Annotated in this window: 16 protein-coding genes, 1 tRNA gene and 1 pseudogene; 6 read left to right on the forward strand and 12 right to left on the reverse strand. The window is 68.1% G+C overall.

The features are described from left to right. Window positions 1-63: 63 nt before the first annotated feature. The 4 genes from AL072_RS08710 to AL072_RS08725 form a co-directional block, all read right to left on the reverse strand. Complete coding sequence (locus AL072_RS08710) at window positions 64-2,004, reverse strand: hypothetical protein (RefSeq protein WP_045580664.1); 1,941 nt, start codon at window positions 2,002-2,004, stop codon at window positions 64-66. Between the two features lie 95 nt (window positions 2,005-2,099). Further along, window positions 2,100-2,558: a hypothetical protein gene (locus AL072_RS35285; RefSeq protein ID WP_045580663.1), complete on the reverse strand. Its 459-nt coding sequence runs from the start codon at window positions 2,556-2,558 to the stop codon at window positions 2,100-2,102. An 895-nt stretch (window positions 2,559-3,453) separates the two neighbouring features. Then, entirely contained in the window at window positions 3,454-3,636 is a 183-nt protein-coding gene (locus tag AL072_RS08720; RefSeq protein WP_045580662.1) for a hypothetical protein, read from the reverse strand. A gap of 94 nt (window positions 3,637-3,730) precedes the next feature. Next, entirely contained in the window at window positions 3,731-4,930 is a 1,200-nt protein-coding gene (locus tag AL072_RS08725) for an IS256 family transposase (RefSeq protein WP_045580661.1), read from the reverse strand. Between the two features lie 249 nt (window positions 4,931-5,179). Between AL072_RS08725 and AL072_RS08730 the strand changes: the two genes are divergently transcribed. From AL072_RS08730 to AL072_RS35530, 6 genes and pseudogenes are all read left to right on the forward strand, one after another. Then, window positions 5,180-6,280: a DNA-binding protein gene (locus AL072_RS08730; protein WP_045580660.1), complete on the forward strand. Its 1,101-nt coding sequence runs from the start codon at window positions 5,180-5,182 to the stop codon at window positions 6,278-6,280. Window positions 6,281-6,555: 275 nt separating this feature from the next. After that, window positions 6,556-6,984 carry a plasmid mobilization protein gene (locus AL072_RS08735; protein ID WP_045580659.1) on the forward strand — a complete coding sequence of 143 codons (429 nt, stop codon included), beginning with the start codon at window positions 6,556-6,558 and terminating at the stop codon, window positions 6,982-6,984. After that, entirely contained in the window at window positions 6,981-9,167 is a 2,187-nt protein-coding gene (locus tag AL072_RS08740; protein ID WP_045580658.1) for a hypothetical protein, read from the forward strand. The genes AL072_RS08735 and AL072_RS08740 overlap by 4 nt, the downstream gene beginning before the upstream one ends. Before the next feature lie 306 nt (window positions 9,168-9,473). Continuing rightward, window positions 9,474-9,653: a hypothetical protein gene (locus AL072_RS08745; RefSeq protein WP_144428179.1), complete on the forward strand. Its 180-nt coding sequence runs from the start codon at window positions 9,474-9,476 to the stop codon at window positions 9,651-9,653. Window positions 9,654-9,741: 88 nt separating this feature from the next. Next, a complete protein-coding gene (locus AL072_RS08750; RefSeq protein ID WP_052709897.1) occupies window positions 9,742-10,230 on the forward strand; it encodes a recombinase family protein in 489 nt (162 codons plus the stop codon). Between the two features lie 153 nt (window positions 10,231-10,383). Next, window positions 10,384-11,394, forward strand: a pseudogene (locus AL072_RS35530) (recombinase family protein); the annotation flags it as partial. A 72-nt stretch (window positions 11,395-11,466) separates the two neighbouring features. On the opposite strand, the gene AL072_RS35535 reads toward AL072_RS35530, so the two are convergent. The 8 genes from AL072_RS35535 to epsC form a co-directional block, all read right to left on the reverse strand. Continuing rightward, on the reverse strand, window positions 11,467-11,871 hold the full coding sequence (locus AL072_RS35535; RefSeq protein ID WP_052709895.1) for a hypothetical protein: 405 nt from the start codon (window positions 11,869-11,871) through the stop codon (window positions 11,467-11,469). A 118-nt stretch (window positions 11,872-11,989) separates the two neighbouring features. Continuing rightward, window positions 11,990-12,064 (reverse strand) — tRNA-Met (locus tag AL072_RS08765). A 169-nt stretch (window positions 12,065-12,233) separates the two neighbouring features. Then, entirely contained in the window at window positions 12,234-13,373 is a 1,140-nt protein-coding gene (gene mnmA / locus AL072_RS08770) for a tRNA 2-thiouridine(34) synthase MnmA (protein WP_045580656.1), read from the reverse strand. 118 nt (window positions 13,374-13,491) lie between these two features. Continuing rightward, a complete protein-coding gene (locus tag AL072_RS08775; protein ID WP_045580655.1) occupies window positions 13,492-13,824 on the reverse strand; it encodes a ferredoxin family 2Fe-2S iron-sulfur cluster binding protein in 333 nt (110 codons plus the stop codon). A gap of 107 nt (window positions 13,825-13,931) precedes the next feature. Further along, complete coding sequence (locus AL072_RS08780; protein ID WP_045580654.1) at window positions 13,932-14,603, reverse strand: molecular chaperone DnaJ; 672 nt, start codon at window positions 14,601-14,603, stop codon at window positions 13,932-13,934. 218 nt (window positions 14,604-14,821) lie between these two features. Continuing rightward, entirely contained in the window at window positions 14,822-15,970 is a 1,149-nt protein-coding gene (locus AL072_RS08785; protein ID WP_082108814.1) for a cysteine desulfurase family protein, read from the reverse strand. A gap of 25 nt (window positions 15,971-15,995) precedes the next feature. Next, entirely contained in the window at window positions 15,996-16,481 is a 486-nt protein-coding gene (locus AL072_RS08790; RefSeq protein WP_045580653.1) for an Rrf2 family transcriptional regulator, read from the reverse strand. Further along, entirely contained in the window at window positions 16,478-17,272 is a 795-nt protein-coding gene (gene epsC, locus AL072_RS08795; protein WP_045580652.1) for a serine O-acetyltransferase EpsC, read from the reverse strand. Before epsC ends, AL072_RS08790 begins: the two co-directional genes overlap by 4 nt. Window positions 17,273-17,467: the final 195 nt, after the last annotated feature.

A 17,467-nucleotide genomic window follows, 5' to 3' on the forward strand; every position in this document is an offset into this window, starting at 1 on the left:
CCATGCCCCTTCTGTGCGGCTTCAGGGCGACAGGGTAGCTGGCAGGGCGGCGACGCGGCAGGATCAGGCGGTGGCGGGTGCTACATAAGTCTGCGCTATCATCGGTTGCGGGCATGGCCCGCAGTTGCATCCCGCGTCGGTGTTGGCGGCGCCCGGAATGGCGTCCGGGAAGGGAACGACGACCCCACCGACCGCGAGCGAGTCTGTGTCCTGCCCCGCCGCGGTTGCATCTGACACACCCTCCGGGACGGCTTCCGCCGCGACCGGACGTACCACCCGCAGGTCCTTGATGGCATCGCCGTGGAGTCCCTCAAGTGCCGCCTTGATCTCATCGTCCGTCAGGTCCGCGAGGGCCTTGGCGGCGCTCGGCAGACCGCGTACGCCGTCCCGCCGATAGGTCGCGTCTATCGCCAGAGGCTTCGCCGTGCCGCAATTGGGGGACAAAGCTCTCTGAATGAGCTTCCACAGGGGATTGTCCCCCAATTGGCCGGCTCGCTGACCGTCCTTCTTGGCGGCCTCGGCGCTGGTCCAGAGATCCGGGAACGCCGCGGCGCGTAGGCTCGCGTTCGCCGGTAGAACGCCCCCGCGCACCAGGGCGGACACGGCGCGCGACGGCACCAGGTCGGACCATGGCAGGACGGCGTCGTACGTGATGTCCAACACCACGGAGGAGGCGACGATCACCAGGGCAGGGCGGATCCGATGAATCAGGCGGAGGCGGTCGACCACCTGCTCCAACTCGCGTTCCCGGCACTGCTCGAGGACAGCCTGAATGCGGGGGGCGGTGTGGGCTTCGACCAGGGCGACGGATTCGGAGCCGTCCCGCATGCGGCGCCGGCGCCCCACTTTCGGCAGACGGTTTGCGCCCAAGAATGCCAGTGGCATGACGGCGTCGAAGAACAGGGCTCGGGCCAGATTCTCGACGGCGAGGACCGTCGGCTGCAGGCGGCCGGCGACGATGACGGCGGCGTAGTTACGATAGTCGTCCGAGCCGCGCAGACCACCCAGATGCCCGAGAGGGGAAATCTTGGCGATGGTAGGGTTCTTGGAAATGGCACGGGCGACGGTGTCGGCGGTGTCCGGGTGGTCCCGCAGGGCCGGCAGGATGGCCTTGTAGGTTGCCAGCAGCGTCGGCCCGGCGGTCGCACTGACGACCTCGAATAGGTTGGCGAGGGCGAGACGGTTGTTGCGGGCAAACGTCCGGCCCGCGTCGGAGCCGCCGTCCTCGTCGCCGAACTCCACCAGGGACGATCGCCCCAGCGCGCGGTCGGTCAGACCGACGACGAAGGCCTTGCGCTCGACGTCCAGCCGGACGATGCGGATGGTCGGAAACCAGAGACGGACGATCTCCGGGTCCATCGAGGCGTCCAGCAGCAGGACCGGAGCCTCGGCCGGGACGCCGCGCAGGTCGGATCGCTTGAACCAAGCGATGACGGTCCGGCGAGCGTCAGCTGGACCGGCCTTGCCCAGGGTCACGGAGTGGAGCGCGGAGCGTGCGGTTTCGATCTCCACGGCGAGGGCCCGCCACAGTCCGGCGAGGCGGGAGGCCGGCGTGGGGGTATGGGCCGCCAGGACGGCGCCGATGGCGGTGTCCGCCATGGCCGGGTCGATGGCCGGCGCGGCGCTCTCTCCCTCCAGCCGCGCGGCCCGTCGGCAGTCGTCGGCCGTCAGGCCGTGGGCGGGCCAGTCGGCCGGGGCTGTGCCGGCGAGCATGAGCTGGTGGACGAGGCCGGCGCGCCTGACGAGCCAGGCACGGGCCAGTCCGAGGGTGACGTCGTCTTCGTCGACGGGAGCGCCGCCCAGCCAGACCCGGTCGGCCAGCCAGTCCTCGAGGGTGATGCTGCGCTCCTTGATGGCGACCTGCCACCAACTTTCGTCGATGATGACCGCGTCCGGCTTCCGCTGCCCGCTGGGCGCCGGCGTCGTCAGGTATGCGTGCGGCGCGAAGAACAGACCCGGCCGGGCGTCGTTCGACTGCTGGTAGTGGGCGCAGCGGTGGGCCATAGGGCAGAGAAGGGCGACCGGCGAACCATCCTGAACGGCAAAACGCTCGCACAGATTGCGGTAGACGGACAGCCCTTTCCTTTGGAGCGCATTGACTAGGGCGGTCCGGCCGCAGACCGCCGCGCCAGCGACGTCGACCGCCTCCCGTCCGCGCAGGACGCCGACGGGCGGCAGGGGGGCGGCGGCTCCCAGATCTCCAACGGATCGGAATCCCTGCGCTCGGCCTCGGCGACGGCCTCGAGATTGGCGATGGCCTTGCCGGCCAACTCGTCCCCGAGGTTGAGGCGCGGGACGAAGAACGTCACCCGAAGGCCGGCGCGCAGCAGCGGCAGGACGGCCTCGAGCAGGGTCGTCGATTTTCCCAGGCCGGCGGCACCTCGGATCCCGATCACTGTCCGGACACCTCCGGATGGGCCGGCGAGAGCCGCCTCGGCCCAGGTGGCAGCCTCCTGCCGCAAAAGTGCCTGCGCCTCGGCCGCCAGCAGGTTGTCGACGGTGTAGTGCGGCAGGGGCGGTGCGACGCCGCCGCGTTCGAATTCCCTGAGATCAGCCATGTCTTCCCGCCCGGAGCGGGAACCGCGGCAACGCGGATCGTCCCATGTGCCCTCCTCGGGCCACATCCGGGCTTGTCGACGACAGGCATGGGCCTATCTCGACGAGTGTGATCGAGCCGGACGTGGCGCAACACGTTTCGACCGATGGAGCGCCCGGGTCCTACCCCGGGCGCTCCGCATTTCGGCCCCGGCGACGCCGGAGCGCCCCCGAAATAGACACCGGCTCCCTCCCCACAAGGCGCTGCGTCGGAGAGCGGGACCTTTCAATGACTCCGGTCAAAGAACCTCGTGCGAGGTTGATCACGACTCTCAATCATTCCGGAGACAGAACCTGTGGCGAGCCCGCCGTCCGGGGCTCTCCTCATCGTGAAGTCGGTGACTCCGTACGGAGCAACCGCCTTGGGCTTGCCTACCGCGACAGTTTCCAGGGGCGATTCGTGTCGCCCGGGCAGTCAGCGAGGCCAACGCTAGGTCAGAGTGGGCGCAGGATCGCCGGATCATCGCAGCGGACACACCCAGCCGTCCGACAGTCGGTCGTTCTCCCGAACCCAGACCTCAAACACAATAAAGATGAGAACTCGAGTGACCTGTTCCCGTTTTACGCGACCGCATGGGCCGCCTCCCAAGTGCGGCGGCGACGCATTGCAGGTAAATGTTGATGTCGTAGCAGACGCGAGCACCGTCGCCGGTTTGTTTACGACGAACTTCATCACCTGCAACGCGATCCGCCGACCGTGAGCATCCACAACGAGCATGTTCGATTGGCAAGCGGCATGCCGGCGACGATGCCGAGGATGTGATTAAACCGTCCAGTGTGTGCGGCCTCGCCGACGGCGTCGCGAAGCTGGGCGTGCCGCTCGGCGACGACGTCGACCTTCCGCTCTGACGGGTCGCGTCAGCGCCACGACCTGAAATAGACCGCCAACGCCAGCCCCATCAGGGCCACAGCGAGCGCTGGCAGCAGGATCCCCTCCGACCGAAGCGCCAGCCAGGCGAGACCGAGCGAGGCGAGGGCCAGCGCGCACGCGAACTGCGCGCGCAGCAGCCATCGGCGGGGGATTCGGTCGGGCGGAGTCATGGGCTAGACTCTACGCGAGTGGGGGATCATGCCCCGAGGAGTGGTGTAGGATCTGGGTCGCTCATCAGGTTCTCCGGCCGGTCTGGCCGGATGGTCAGGCGGCCACAGCGGGCAGGCTGACGATGGGATCATCGCCGAGCGGGGCGATGGTTTCCAGCGTCATGTAGCGTGCCCGCTGAACGGCCCATTCATCGTTTTGCTCCAAGAGGATGGCGCCGATGAGCCTCGTAATCGCTTCCTCGTTGGGAAATATGCCGACAACCTCGGTGCGCCGCTTGATCTCGCCGTTGAGACGTTCAATCGGGTTTGTCGAGTGGAGCTTGGCCCGATGCTCCCTGGGAAAGGTCATGTAGGCCAGGACGTCTTCTTCCGCCTCGTCCATCAGGGTGGCCAGCTTCGGCAGCTTGGCCCGGACCTGATCGGCCACTTGCCGCCACTGCGTGCGAGCAGATGCCGCATCGTCCTGGGCGAAGGCCGTGGCGATGAAGGCCGCCACGACACGGCGTCCGCTCTTGCCGGCGTGGGCGAGCGCTGTCCTGGAGAAATGGACCCGGCACCTTTGCCACGTCGCCTGGAAGACCCGGGTGACGGCGGCCTTGATGCCGCCATGGGCGTCGGAGATCACCAGCTTGACGCCGCTCAGACCACGGCGCTTGAGCTTGCGTAGGAACTCGATCCAGAAGGTTTCCGCCTCGGACGGGCCGATGTCCATGCCCAGCACCTCGCGCCGGCCGTCGGTGTTGACCGCCACCGCGATGGTCACGGCGACCGAAACGATGCGTCCGTTCTGGCGCACCTTCACGTAGGTGGCATCCAGCCACAGGTAGGGCCAGTCGCCCTCGATGGGACGGCCGAGAAAGGTCTTAACCCGCTCGTCGATCTCGGCGCACAACCGACTGACCTGGCTCTTGGAGATGCCAGACATTCCCATGGCCTGGACCAGATCGTCCACCGAGCGCGTCGAGATGCCCTGGATGTAGGCCTCCTGGATCACCGCCGTCAGCGCCTTCTCAGCCATCCGCCGCGGCTCCAGAAAGCCGGGGAAGTAGGAGCCCTTGCGCAGTTTGGGAATGCGCAGCTCGACGGTGCCGGCTCGGGTTTCCCAGTCGCGATCGCGATAGCCGTTGCGCTGAACCAGTCGCTCGGCCGACCGTTCGCCATGACCGGCGCCGGTCAGGCCCTGCACCTCCAACTCCATCAGCCGCTCGGCAGCAAAGCCGATCATCTCGCGCAGAACATCGGCATCCGCGCCCTTCTCAAGCATCGCGCGAAGCGCCATCATCTCGTCGGTCATCGTGGTCACCCTTCGGTCGGGTTGAGGTGTGGTGACCAGACTCTATCGAAGAACCGCGATGACCGCCCCGCTATGGATAACCGGCCCGCCTACGCCAGCCATCGGAGGGCGCTACGGCGGGCCGGTTCCCCACAGCTCCTACACCACCCCGTGGGGCACGACCAGGCCGTACCGTACCGGTTCCTCCATCGTGTGGATCGCCCTTCCGCCGCCCCTATCTCCGATGCCACCAACACGGGAGGTGATCACATGTCTGCCACAAAAGCCACGCGTGCGGCGGTGCAAGCCGCCTATGATGCGCTCCGAGCCGAAGGGTTGGAGCCCACGGCCGAGCAGGTTCTCCAAAGGACCGGCGGATCGAAGACGACGGTCTGCCGGCATCTGCACGAGATCGCCGCCGCCTCGCTGCCGTCGGCGACGCCCTCCGTGCCGTCGTCCGCGCCGCCTTCGGACGATGCGCCGGTCGAACTGCCGCTCGAATGGCGGGAAGCCTCGGACGGGTTGACCCGGACCTTCGCCCACATCCTGACCACGACGATCGCCGCCGAGCGGGAACGGGCTATGCAGCTTCTCGAGGCGGAAGCGGCGGCTCGAGGCGCCGCCGTCGCCGCCGTGCGAGCCGAAGCCGAGACGCTGCGGCAGGGCTGGGAGAAAAGCCGGAAACAGGCCGAAGCGGACTTCACCATCGCTGCCAGTGAGGTCGAGGCACTGCAGGAGATCGTCGCCACCCTGCTGGCAGCCGTCGATCTCGAGACGTCCGACGATCTCGATGACCTGCGCGCCATTGCCGATCGCGCCATCGACCGCATTCGCGAGCTGACGGCGGCGGCAGCGCGCGTTCCCGCGTTGGAGGCCGACCTCGAACAGCGGATGGCCGAGATTCGCACGGTTGAGGGCCGCGTCGAGGAACTTCGGGAGGCCGCCGGCCGTGCCGAGCGTCAACACGAGGAACTGAGCAGGATCGCCGCCCGCGTTCCTGCGTTGGAAGCCGCCGCCCAAGCCTCCGAGTCCCGTATTGCCGAGCTGTCGGCCGCCGCCGCTGCCGGCGCCGAGGCCATCGGGCGGGCCAAGGCGCTGGAGCAGGTCGTCGACCGTCTGACTGTGGCGCCCCACACCGCCGTGCCCAAGGCGTCGGCGCCTTCTCGGAATGACGCTCGTTCGCCGAAACACTCCGGTGGTAAGGCGACGGGCGCCGGCCACATGGTGAAAGACGCCGATCCAACGCCAGCGAGTGAGGAAACGACGTCTGCTGATCAACCGTTGCCCTTCACTGATCTGGTGCTGACCACGCCGTCTGCGATTAACGAGGGGCCATCCAGCCCGCCGACGTCGCCGGTCCCCCCCACCTGACGCGCTGAACGGCGGCGACCGCCGTCGCCGTTCTTTCTCTCCTCCCAACCGTCGTTCACTCCGTTGCGTCGCCGCCGTCCGCTGCCATCTCCCGATCGTCTTGGCCCCCTCGGGGCCGACGGCCAGCCATGCGCGGTTTTCGCTCCCCAGGGAGCTTCAACCGCGCAAGCCGGCCAGGGGCTCCGCGCCCCGTGGACCCCGCCAGGGAGGGCCAGCCCTCCCATGGACCCACCCGACGGAGAGGCCCACCTCCCCGGACTCTCGAGGAAGGTCAGATGCCGAAGACGACACGTCACCCGCCCGCCATCGGAACCGGCAGCGAAACACGCGTCCGGACCCGCCAGATCACCTATCGTCTGACGCCGGACGAATACGCGGCGGTTGCCCGCAGCGGCGAAGCCCGCGGCTGGTCGCCGGCGCAGTATGCCCGCGCCGTCGTCCTGACCGACGCCGGCCAGACGATCCCCGCGATTGCCCGGCGCCGTCCCGAAGCGCCTCCCGAACTCCAATCGGCGCTGCCTGTCCTCACTGCTCTTCTCGGCGACATCCGGCACATCCGCACACTGCTGAACCAGTTGGCGGCAAGGGCCAACGCCGGCGCGGTCGCCCCCGCCTGCGCCGGCTACGCCAAGGCCGAGACCGTCGTCCAGGGGCTGTCCGAGCGTATCGTCGCCGCCATCCTCGGGGAGGAAGGCGCATCATGATCGTCAAGACGTCCCAGCGCAGCGGTTCCGGTTGGCTCGCCGCCCACCTTACCCGGACGGACACCAACGAGGCGGTGCGCATCGTCGGTGGACGTGGCGTCATCGCCCTGGACGTCCGTTGCGCCCTGCGTCAGTTCGACGCGCAGTGGCGTGTATCGCCCACACGTGCCCGCGATTTCCTCATCCATGCAGTCCTTTCGCCGCACCACCCCTTGTCGGATGGGGAGTGGGCGGAAGCCTGGGACCTGTACGAATCGCAACATGTCCTCATCGGCCAGCCTTACATCGAGGTCGAGCATGCCAAACCCGGTGAGACGGGACGCCCAAGTCATCGGCACCGCGTCTACCTGAGGATCAGACAGGATGGACGAGCCATCCCGCTCAATCATTCCTACCGCGTCAACGAGGTCGTCGCCCGTCTCTGCGAGTTGCGCTTCGGCCATCCTGTGACCAAAGGCGCCCACAATCGGGCGGTCGTCGCCCATCTCGAGCAGAACGGCTACAGCGACGAGGCCGATCAGCTACGGGGATTGACCACGAGGCGGCGTCCGCGCGCTGCACGCTCGGAGAGCGAAGCGCAGCAGGAAAGCCGCTCCGGCTCCAGCAAGGCTGCCGCCGCAGAGATCGTCGTCGCGGCATGGCGCTCCGCTGACGGTCCGCACGCGCGCCGTGCCGCCTTGGCCGAGGCCGGCTTGGTTCTCGCCCGCGGCGACCGGCGCGACACGGTGCTCGCCGTCGACACCGGCGGCGAGTCATGGGCGCTTCATCGCCTGCTGGGGACCGGCGAGCGGGGTGCTTGGACGGCGGCGCGGGTGCGCGGGGACCTCGAGGCCGTCATCGATGCGCTTCCGAGTATCGAGGAGCTTCGCAGCAGCCGGCATGGAGGAACCGATCAGCAGGGTAAGGGGCTGCGCTCGAACAAAGCCGACCCGTTCGTTGGCGCGCCGACAGTCCCGCCGGCCGAACTCGAGACGTCCGCCACGCCGGCGCCGACACTGGAGGATGAGGCCGAGGCGTACTGGGCAAGCGAATTCGACGACGAGATCCCCGTGATATCGGCACCGGCACTGCCGATGCCGGTCATCTGCCGGCTGGGGGCGGACGCGTCGATTCCAGAGGCAAGCTCCGCCTTCGGCTTCCACGGCACCGCGGACGCCGAGGAGGGAGAGGTGGACGGTCCGTTGATGGAGCCGGCCCGGCCCGTTACAGCTTCCTCTCCATTGCCGACGGCGGCGGAAACGGCCGCCGTTCCGCCTGCCGCGCCGGATGTGCGGTCCGGAACCACCTCGAGCGCCGATGTTCCATCGGGCCTCGATCATGTCAGGGCGGCGCCCCTGCGGCGCAGGAAGGCGGAGAGGGCCCGGGAGGAAACAGCCAGAGCGAAGTTCCCGTCGCAGACATCCGCTCAACGATCTCCGATTGCCGATCGGCGGAAGAATCCCGCTCCCGAGCGGGACGATCCCCCCGTGGCTGTCGACCGGAGCGGGAACCGCGCGGGCACCGAACCGCCGATGCCGATCAACATGCCGGCCGCGGACCACATGGACCGCCTTGGGCTATCGAGTCGTGACCGGCGCCGGCCATCCCCACCCCCGGTACCTGACCGGCTCGAGCGCGAGGACTACGGCGCCCGACAGCCTTGGGACCGACCGTCTGTCTCGCAGATGGAGGAGGCTCGCCGGCGTGCTGCGCACAACACCAAGCTGACCACCCGGTTGATCAACGACCTGACGGCTCAGACGCCGAGCCATACGACGTCGGCGGCATCCGCGCTCATCCCGTCCCCCGCTCCCGACGACAGCATCGTGACCCTCCTCAGGACCTACGCCGGCGCCCTGATGGACTGGTGGAACTCTCGCCGGCTCCCGGGTGATGACCATGATGCCCATCGGCGTCGCCTGGACCAGGCATGGCGGGCTCTTCTCATTGCCACCCGGAGGTGGTTGTCGGAACGACTCGCTGGCAGGAATTCGGAAGCGGTCCAGGCATTCCTGACCCAGGAGATCGGCCGCAACCACCCGGACGCGAGCGAAGCCCATGAGGGTTGGCTTGACCGGAAGTATCAGCCTGCCGCAGCGACCGTCCACGTCATCGACCGGACATCTACAGGCGCCAGCTCCGTCAGAGAAAACAACGGCCCAAGATTCCGAACGGGTTTGGAACGTCCTTGGACTGGCGAATAGAAGCTTCAGCTCAAACGTCTTGAACTTTTTTCGCTGTACGGGGGATGCCGAAAAATGACGGCCCCAAATGGCCCGAGCCGAGGCAGCAGCTGGACATTTCGTCCGGCCCTCCGGCTGAACAGGGTGCGGGATGCGCGGACAGGGAAAGGTCATGATGGTCGGAGGCGCGGAGCCGACTGACAGCGTTCCGCGCCCGCACTGCGGCTTGCGCTCATGGCCGAGGACGTCGGGCCCATGCGCTTCCGTTCCGCCCAGGAGCGGTTGGTCCGGGGCCTTCCATCCCGCCCTCGAGATGGGGAATGCTCCGTGACGGCCGCGCGTTCCCATCAGCAACCGACTCCGGAGACCCCGCAGGAGTCCAACGACAACAGCTCCAACGCCAAGGCCGAGCAGCTTCTGGAAGACCTTATCCGGGCGCTGGCGCGTGGCGCCGCTCGCAAGGATCACGAACAGGAGTTGGCGGCGAAGAGCGGGCACGTCGACTGACGAGCCCGACGCGATCTTCCAACGCTGGCGCGCCGCGACCGGCGCCATCCATCACAAAACGCTTACATTCGCAAAGGACGAACCCTCAATGAAAGCCGCAATCTACGCCCGCCGCGCCTCCATCACCCAGCAGGATCGGTCGACCGATGTCCAGATCCGGCTGTGTCAGGAATACGTGGAGCGGCATGGCGGAATGATCGTCGCCACCTATTCCGATGACGGGTTCTCCGGCTTGCATCTGGAGACGCGCCCCAGCCTCCAGAGGTTGCTCGAAGACGCGAAGACCGGACTCTTCGACACGGTGATCACCGAAGGGCTGGACTGCCTGTCGCGTGATCCGGCGGGAATCGCGACGATCTTCAAGAGCCTCACCCATAACAACATCACCAGCTACACGTTGGAGGAGGGGGCCGTTTCCGAATGGGATGTCGGAAGCACGGGCACGATGAATCCGCTGCTCCTGCGTCGTCTCGCCATCAAAGTGCGTCGTGGGCAGGAGGGGCAGGCGAAAGCGGGATGGGACTCGGCCGACCTGCGCGGCAGCCACGAGGCGGAACGGGAACTCGGCTGCAAGTAGGAACCCATCCCGGCACTCGCACACATCGCCGTGCTTGAGGACCTTGGAAGGGGGATCGCGAATGCCGGGTGCGTCAAAGTAACGGACCCGTTGCGAGTTCCCCAACGCCATTCATCCAGCACACACAAACGCGTTTTAGAGGACGGGACCAGCATGAAAGTCGCGATCTATGCACGCTATTCCTCCGATAATCAGCATGAGCGGTCGATCGAGGATCAGGTCCGTATCTGTCGCCAGCATGCCGAGCGGCAGGGCGGAACGATCGTGGGCGTCTACTCCGACTACGCGATCTCCGGCTCGCACCTGAGGACGCGTCCTCAGGCGCAGAAGTTGCTCGAGGATGCGAAGGCTAATCTGTTCGACACCGTCATCACCGAAGGGCTGGATCGCCTGTCGCGCGATCAGGAAGACATCGCTGCGATCTTCAAGCGGCTCAAGCATCGCAGCATCGTCATCGACACGGTGCAAGAAGGGCTCGTTTCCGAACTGCACATCGGCATGAAGGGCACCATGAATGCCCTGTTCCTCCGTGATCTCGCCTTCAAGGTGCGTCGCGGGCAGGAGGGGCGGGCGAAAGAGGGAAGGGTTCCGGCCGGCCTGAGCTATGGCTACGACGTAGTGCGGGAATTCGATGAAAAGGGAAAGCTCGTTCGCGGCAAGCGACTCGTGAACGAGGGGCAGGCCGCTGTCATTCGAGAGATATTCGACAAGGTCTCCTTGGGGTTCAGCCCCCGGGCGATCGCGAAGGATCTGAACAGCCGCGGCATTCCCTCGCCGGATGGCGGGAAATGGAACGCGTCGACGATCAACGGGAACGCCGCTCGACGGAACGGCATTCTCTACAATGAAGCGTATATTGGGATCCTGATCTACAACCGATTGCGGATGGACAAGGATCCCGACACCGGAAAGCGTGTTTCTCGGCTGAACAAGCTCGAGGACTGGAAGATTACCGAAGTTCCCGGACTTCGCATCGTGACGGACGAGCAGTGGGACCGGGTGCAGGCGGTCAAGGCCGGCTTCTCCAATCGGCGGGGAGCGGAGCACGCCCGCCGGCCGAAGCACCTCCTCTCCGGGCTGGTCCGCTGCGGCTGCTGCGGCGGGTCCTACACCGTCAAGTCCAAGGACCAGCTCGCCTGCTCCACGTACCGGGAGTCGGGAACCTGCGAGAACAACCGGACGATCCGCGTGGGCGACCTTCAGGAGCGGGTCATTGCCGGCATCAAGAGCCGCCTCCTATCGTCCGCGTCCGTCGCCCTCTTCGTGAAGGTCTATGGCGAGGAGCGTCGGCGCCTCGAGAAGGAGGGGCAACGCGGGCGCGAGGACATTGCCGCGCGCCTCGGGAAGCTCACGCGGCAGATCGACAACATCGTCGACGCGATCGCGGACGGTGTCGCGAGCGCGACCATGCGCCAGAAGCTGGCCTCGCTCGAGGAGGAGAAGGCCGAGGCGGAGGCCGAACTCGCCGCCATCCACGGGATGGAGGCGAAGGCTGGCGGCGTGGTCGAGTTCCCCACGGCAACGATTGACCTCTACCGGCAACAGGTCGAGTCGCTGGTCGAGGACGCCTTCGTGAACGATGTCACGCGGCAGGAAGCGATGAACGCCGTCCGGGCTCTGATCGCTCGCGTCGATGTGCATCCCGGGGAGCGGCGGGGCCAGACCCAAGTCAAGACGTTCGGGCTGATCGAAAAACTGATAAGCCCCGCCCAGGATTACCTGGGCGGGGCTTCCAGTGCAGTCGGGAGGACTGCAACGATGGTAGCAGCGGAGGGATTTGAACCCCCGACCAAGGGATTATGATTCCCCTGCTCTACCACTGAGCTACGCTGCCATCGTGATCGCCGATGTTGGCGTTTCCGCCGCCGTTGGCTACCATCCGGTCCCGTCGTTGCCGCCGGGAGCCGCTATATAGGATAGGGCGGCTTGGCCTGTCAACGCGGAATTATCGGGGGGTGCGTTTTTTTCCGGGAACGCCCCGGAACTCTGGATAAGCCGCTGATTCAACTGGCTTCGACACCCCCGGCGGTCGCGGAAATCCAGCCTCCGCCCAGCACGCGGTCGCCCTGGTAGACGACGCAGGCCTGGCCGGGGGCGATGCCGTGCTGGGGCTCGCGCAGTTCGACCGCGGCGGTGCCGCCGGTGCCGGAACGCCAGACCGCGGCCGCCGCCGGCTGGGCGGAGCGCAGCTTCACCGACACCTCGATGCCGTCGCCGTCGGCCGGCTCCGGGCCGAGCCAGTTGACGTCGCGCACCGTCACCAGCGACCGGGCGAGGTCGCGGCGCGGGCCGACGACGACGCGGCGGCGGGCCGGCTCCAGCCGGACGACGTAGAGCGCCTCCTCCTCCTGGCCGCGGATACCGCCGATTCCCAGCCCCTTGCGCTGCCCCACCGTGTAATGGACCACCCCCTTGTGGCGGCCAAGCACGCGGCCGTCGACATGGACGATGTCGCCCGGTTCGACCGAGCCGGGGCGCAGCTTCGCCACCACCTCGGCATAGTTGCCGTTGGGGACGAAGCAGATGTCCTGGCTGTCCGGCTTGGCCGCGACCTCCAGGCCGAAACGCCCGGCCAGCGCGCGGGTCTCCGGCTTGCCCAGGCCGCCCAGCGGGAAGCGCAGGAAATCCAGCTGCTCGCGCGTGGTGGCGAACAGGAAATAGCTCTGGTCCTTGGCGGGGTCGATGCCGCGGTGCAGCTCGGCGCCCTGCGGGCCGGCGACGCGGCGGACGTAATGGCCGGTGGCGAGTGCGTCGGCACCGAGGTCGCGGGCGGTGTTCAGCAGGTCGCGGAACTTGACGCGCTGGTTGCAGCGGACGCAGGGGATCGGCGTCTCGCCGCGCAGATAGCTGTCGGCGAAATCGTCCATCACGTCCTGGCTGAAGCGGCCTTCGTAATCCAGGACGTAATGCGGGATGCCGATGCGGTCGGCGACCTGGCGGGCGTCGTAGATGTCCTGCCCGGCGCAGCAGGCGCCTGGCTTCTGCAGGGCCAGCCCGTGGTCGTAGAGCTGCAGGGTGATGCCGACGACGTCATAGCCCTCCTCCCGCAGCAGGGCGGCGGTGACGGAGGAATCCACCCCGCCGGACATCGCCACGACGATTCGGGTGTCCTGGGGGGCTTTCGGGAGACCGAGGGAGTTCATGGCGCCCTATATGGGGCGGGCAGGCGTGCGGGAAAGGGGAAAAGGGCCGCCGGGGCGCAGGCGACGGATGTCGATGCGGCCCCGGCGGCGGGAATGGCTTCCCCTTTTGCCCCGGACGTCAGCCCTTCATGGCGTTGTTGCTGCCGCCCGGCAGGCGGACGACCAGACCGTCGAGCTCTTCGGTCATGATGATCTGGCAGCCGAGACGCGAGGTCTTGGTCAGGCCGAAGGCGAGATCCAGCATGTCCTCCTCGTCCTCCTGCGCGTCCGGCAGGACGTCGAACCATTCCGGCTCGATCACGACATGGCAGGTGGAGCAGGCCAGCGAGCCCTCGCAGGCGCCTTCCAGATCCAGGCTGTTCTTGTGCGCGATCTCCAGCACGGACAGGCCGAGCGGGGCGTCCACCTCGCGGCGGCTGCCATCGGACTCGATGAAGGTCATCTTGGGCATGGGGTCCTCGTTTTTTCTAAGGTTGCCTAGCGGGGGTTGATCGGGGGTTGCCCCGGGGTGGCGACCGATGGCGGTACGGTCCGGCCGCGACGGTCACGGGGTGCGGTTCAGGGATGCGGCTGGGTCCGGGCGACGCGGCGGGCGCGGGCATCGGCAGCCATCGCCTCCAGCCGTTCCAGCCGGGCCAGGATGCGGGCGGCGCCTTCCAGCGCGTTGCCATCGGCCGAGCCTGTGCCCTGCGCCTTGCGGAAGGCCGGCGGCAGGTATTTTATGCAGGCCTCGACCCGCTGGCCCAGGTCCAGCCCGATGCGATCCAGTTCCGGCGCGTCGTCGGCCCGGGCCAGCCGGGCGGCGAGGTCGGCGATCTCCTCGTCCTCGTCGTCGGTGACGGGCGTGCCGCCCAGCAGGGCGAGCAGCGCATGGGCGCGGCGGATCGGGTCGCGCAGCACCTCGTAGGCGTCATGCAGCGCATCGGCCTGCGCCTTGGCGTTGGCCTGCTGGCGCGGACCGCGGGCGGCGAAGCGCTCCGGGTCCATGGCGCGGGAGAAGCCGGCATGCTGCTTCGCCAACTGGTCCAGGTCGATGTCGAAGCGCCGTTCCAGCCCGAGCCGGGTGAAGGGATCGAGCGGCCGGGGCGGCTGCGCGGCACCGCAGGCATGGCAGAACAGCGCGCGCGGCGCCACCGAGCGGCCGCAGGCGCCGCAGGGCTCCAGATCGCCGGCGATGCTGCCGGAAATGCCGCCGCTGCTGCCGGGCGGGCCGGATTTGGAACTGGTCATGCGCGGTCCGTCAAAATGTCAGAGGGATCGGTCGATGAGATCGATTGTCCGACAGGAGGCTATGGCCGCTGATCGGCTGGCCTTCCGCGGGGTCATACCCAGAAGCCGCATCCGGCGCAATGCGCGAATGCGGACTGGGCAGGTGGAAGACAGAAGGTCGCGCGGTAACCGCCCCGGAGCCGGAGGTCGTATCGGCAGCGGAGGTGCCGGCGGAGTCCTCAGCCATTCGCAGGCATGCTTCGCCGGGCCATCGCGGTCCAGGCGGCCAGGAAACGGTCCACCGCCTCGTCGTCGCTGGTCCAGCCGAGGCTGACCCTGATGGTGCTGGCGGCGGACCGCTCGTCCTCGCCCATCGCCGCCAGCACATGGGAGGGCTTCACCTTGCCGCTGGAGCAGGCCGACCCGGCGCTGACGGCCACTCCGGCGAGGTCGAGCGTCATCACCTGCGTTTCGCCCGGCAACCCGGGCAGCATCAGGCAGCTGGTATTGGCGACCCGTCCTGCGCCGGCGCCCATCACGCGGGCCTGCGGCACGGCCGCCAGCGCCTCCCGCTCCAGCCGGTCGCGCAGGGCCGCGAGGTCCGCCGCCCGCATCCCCTCTGCCGCCGGCTCGTCCAGCGCCAGCCGCGCCGCCGCGCCGAAGCCGACGATGCCCAGCAGGTTCTCGGTGCCGGCGCGCTTGCGCCGCTCCTGACCGCCGCCGCGGATCAGCGCCTCGGGCTCCAGCCCGTCGGCCAGGATCAGGGCGCCGACGCCGGTGGGGCCGCCCAACTTGTGGGCCGACAGCGTCATCAGGTCGACGCCGAGAGCGGGCAGGGACAGCGGCAGCCGGCCGGCCGCCTGCACCGCGTCGCAATGGATCAGCGCGCCATGGGCGCGGGCGATCCGTGCGGCGTCGGCCACCGGCTGGATCACCCCGGTCTCGTTGTTCACCAGCATCAGCGAGACCAGCGCCGGTCCGCCTTCGGCCAGTCGCCGGTCCAACTGGTCGAGGTCGGCGATGCCGTCGCGGATCACGCCGAAACGCAAGGCGTCAGGACAGGCCGCCAGCACTGACTCATGCTCGATGGCGGATGTCAGGACGGGGCGGCCGGGGAAGCCGCGCAGGGCGAAGTTGTTTGCCTCCGTCCCGCTGCCGGTGAACAGCACCTGGGCAGGCTTGGCGCCGACGAGTGCAGCGACGGCTGCCCGCGCCTCGTCCACCGCGCGGCGGGCGCTGCGGCCGAACGCATGCACGGAGGACGGGTTGCCGACCAGATCCATCGCCTGGACCATCGCCGCCTTCACCTCCGGCTTCAGCGGGGTGGTGGCGTTGTGGTCCAGATAGATGCCGGTGCGGCCGAACGAAATGCCGAACGGAATGGTCACTTTGCAGGCTTGCCCGGGTCCGGTGTCATTCCGCGGCGACGGCGGCGCCGGTCTCGGCGGGAGCGGGCGGCCGCAGCAGGTTCAGGCCGCTGGTGCCGATGATCCGCCGCTCCACCACGTCGGCCACCGTGACCGAGCTGAGATACATATGGATCTGGTTGCCCAGCTCTTCCCACAGATCGTGGGTCAGGCAGCGCGAGCGGTTGGTGCGGCAGCCCTGGGGCGTGCCGTTGGCGCAGCGGGTGGTGCGGATCGGCTCGTCGACCGCCAGGATGATGTCGGACACCCGGGTGGCGTCGGCCGGATGGGCCAGCAGATAGCCGCCGCCGGGGCCGCGCACGCTCTTGACCAGCCCGCCCTTGCGCAGCTTGGCGAAGAGCTGCTCCAGGTAGGACAGGGAGATCTCCTGGCGCTCCGCGATGTCGGCCAGCGCGACGGGGCTGCCCTGGCTGGTCGCGGCCAGATCGACCATCGCCATCACGGCATAGCGTCCCTTGGTGCTGAGTCTCATCGCGTTTCTCCTTGTGCATCGTGCATCCCGCCATTGCGGGACGTCACCGTCTCGATCGGTGCGTGGGGGGAATGAGGGGGGGAATGGGGGGGAAGGTCAGGCCGGACCGCCTCCAGCTCGCCGACCCGGGCCTGCAAGGCTGTCACCTGGTCGAGCAGGCCGGACAGCGCGCGCGCCACCGGGTCGGGGATGTCGCCGCAGGGCGTGCCGTAGGGTAGGAACTTCCCGGTCTCCGCCCGGTCGCGCGGGGCGACCGGCTTCGCCGGGATGCCGACCACGGCGGTGCCGGCGGGCACGTCGGCCACCACCACGGCGTTGGCGCCGATGCGGGCGCCGCGCCCGACGATGATGGCGCCCAGGATCTTGGCGCCGGCGCCGACGATCACGCCGTCGTCCAGTGTCGGATGGCGCTTGCCCGGGTTCAGCGAGGTGCCGCCCAGCGTGACGCCGTGGTAGAGCATGACGTCGTCGCCGATCTCGGCCGTCTCGCCGATCACGACGCCCATGCCGTGGTCGATGAAGAAGCGGCGGCCGATGGTGGCGCCGGGATGGATTTCGATGCCGGTCAGCGTGCGGGCGATCTGCGAGACCAGCCGGGCGGTCAGGGGCCATCCGGCGTCGCGGCAGCGCCGGGCGATGCGGTGAAGCAGGATCGCGTGCAATCCGGGGTAGCACAACGCCACCTCCACCCGGGAGCGCGCCGCGGGGTCGCGTGCCATGATCCCGTCGATCTCTTCGCGAAGATGCTTGAACACGCCGTCACCCGCCGTGGTATAGTCCGCCGCTCTCATCGGCCGCCCGTGCCAGGCATCGGCCGGTCGGAACCTCTCGGTTCCGGACCGGAAGGTCCCGCCGGCGCCAGGGCCGATCGGGCTAGTCAGGCGGGTTGCCCCGGAGGACGTTACGACGCATATATGATGACCAAGCAAAACGGTCAAGAATTGTGTGCGGAAAACCCCACTCCAAGGCGGGAAAATCCATGACGG

This window comes from Azospirillum thiophilum (assembly GCF_001305595.1).
Classification (GTDB): Bacteria; Pseudomonadota; Alphaproteobacteria; order Azospirillales; family Azospirillaceae; genus Azospirillum; species Azospirillum thiophilum.

What these genes read in the sequence shown, in the direction of transcription:
- epsC (WP_045580652.1), bottom strand. Translation starts at nt 17,272, where the DNA reads ATGAGAGCGGCGGACTATACCACGGCGGGTGACGGCGTGTTCAAGCAT.
- mnmA (WP_045580656.1), bottom strand. Translation starts at nt 13,373, where the DNA reads ATGAACTCCCTCGGTCTCCCGAAAGCCCCCCAGGACACCCGAATCGTC.
- AL072_RS08775 (WP_045580655.1), bottom strand. Translation starts at nt 13,824, where the DNA reads ATGCCCAAGATGACCTTCATCGAGTCCGATGGCAGCCGCCGCGAGGTG.
- AL072_RS35535 (WP_052709895.1), bottom strand. Translation starts at nt 11,871, where the DNA reads ATGCACATCGACGCGAGCGATCAGAGCCCGGACGGCGTTCATCGCTTC.
- AL072_RS08790 (WP_045580653.1), bottom strand. Translation starts at nt 16,481, where the DNA reads ATGAGACTCAGCACCAAGGGACGCTATGCCGTGATGGCGATGGTCGAT.
- AL072_RS08780 (WP_045580654.1), bottom strand. Translation starts at nt 14,603, where the DNA reads ATGACCAGTTCCAAATCCGGCCCGCCCGGCAGCAGCGGCGGCATTTCC.
- AL072_RS08720 (WP_045580662.1), bottom strand. Translation starts at nt 3,636, where the DNA reads ATGACTCCGCCCGACCGAATCCCCCGCCGATGGCTGCTGCGCGCGCAG.
- AL072_RS08750 (WP_052709897.1), top strand. Translation starts at nt 9,742, where the DNA reads ATGAAAGCCGCAATCTACGCCCGCCGCGCCTCCATCACCCAGCAGGAT.
- AL072_RS08735 (WP_045580659.1), top strand. Translation starts at nt 6,556, where the DNA reads ATGCCGAAGACGACACGTCACCCGCCCGCCATCGGAACCGGCAGCGAA.
- AL072_RS35285 (WP_045580663.1), bottom strand. Translation starts at nt 2,558, where the DNA reads ATGGCTGATCTCAGGGAATTCGAACGCGGCGGCGTCGCACCGCCCCTG.
- AL072_RS08725 (WP_045580661.1), bottom strand. Translation starts at nt 4,930, where the DNA reads ATGACCGACGAGATGATGGCGCTTCGCGCGATGCTTGAGAAGGGCGCG.
- AL072_RS08710 (WP_045580664.1), bottom strand. Translation starts at nt 2,004, where the DNA reads ATGGCCCACCGCTGCGCCCACTACCAGCAGTCGAACGACGCCCGGCCG.
- AL072_RS08740 (WP_045580658.1), top strand. Translation starts at nt 6,981, where the DNA reads ATGATCGTCAAGACGTCCCAGCGCAGCGGTTCCGGTTGGCTCGCCGCC.
- AL072_RS08730 (WP_045580660.1), top strand. Translation starts at nt 5,180, where the DNA reads ATGTCTGCCACAAAAGCCACGCGTGCGGCGGTGCAAGCCGCCTATGAT.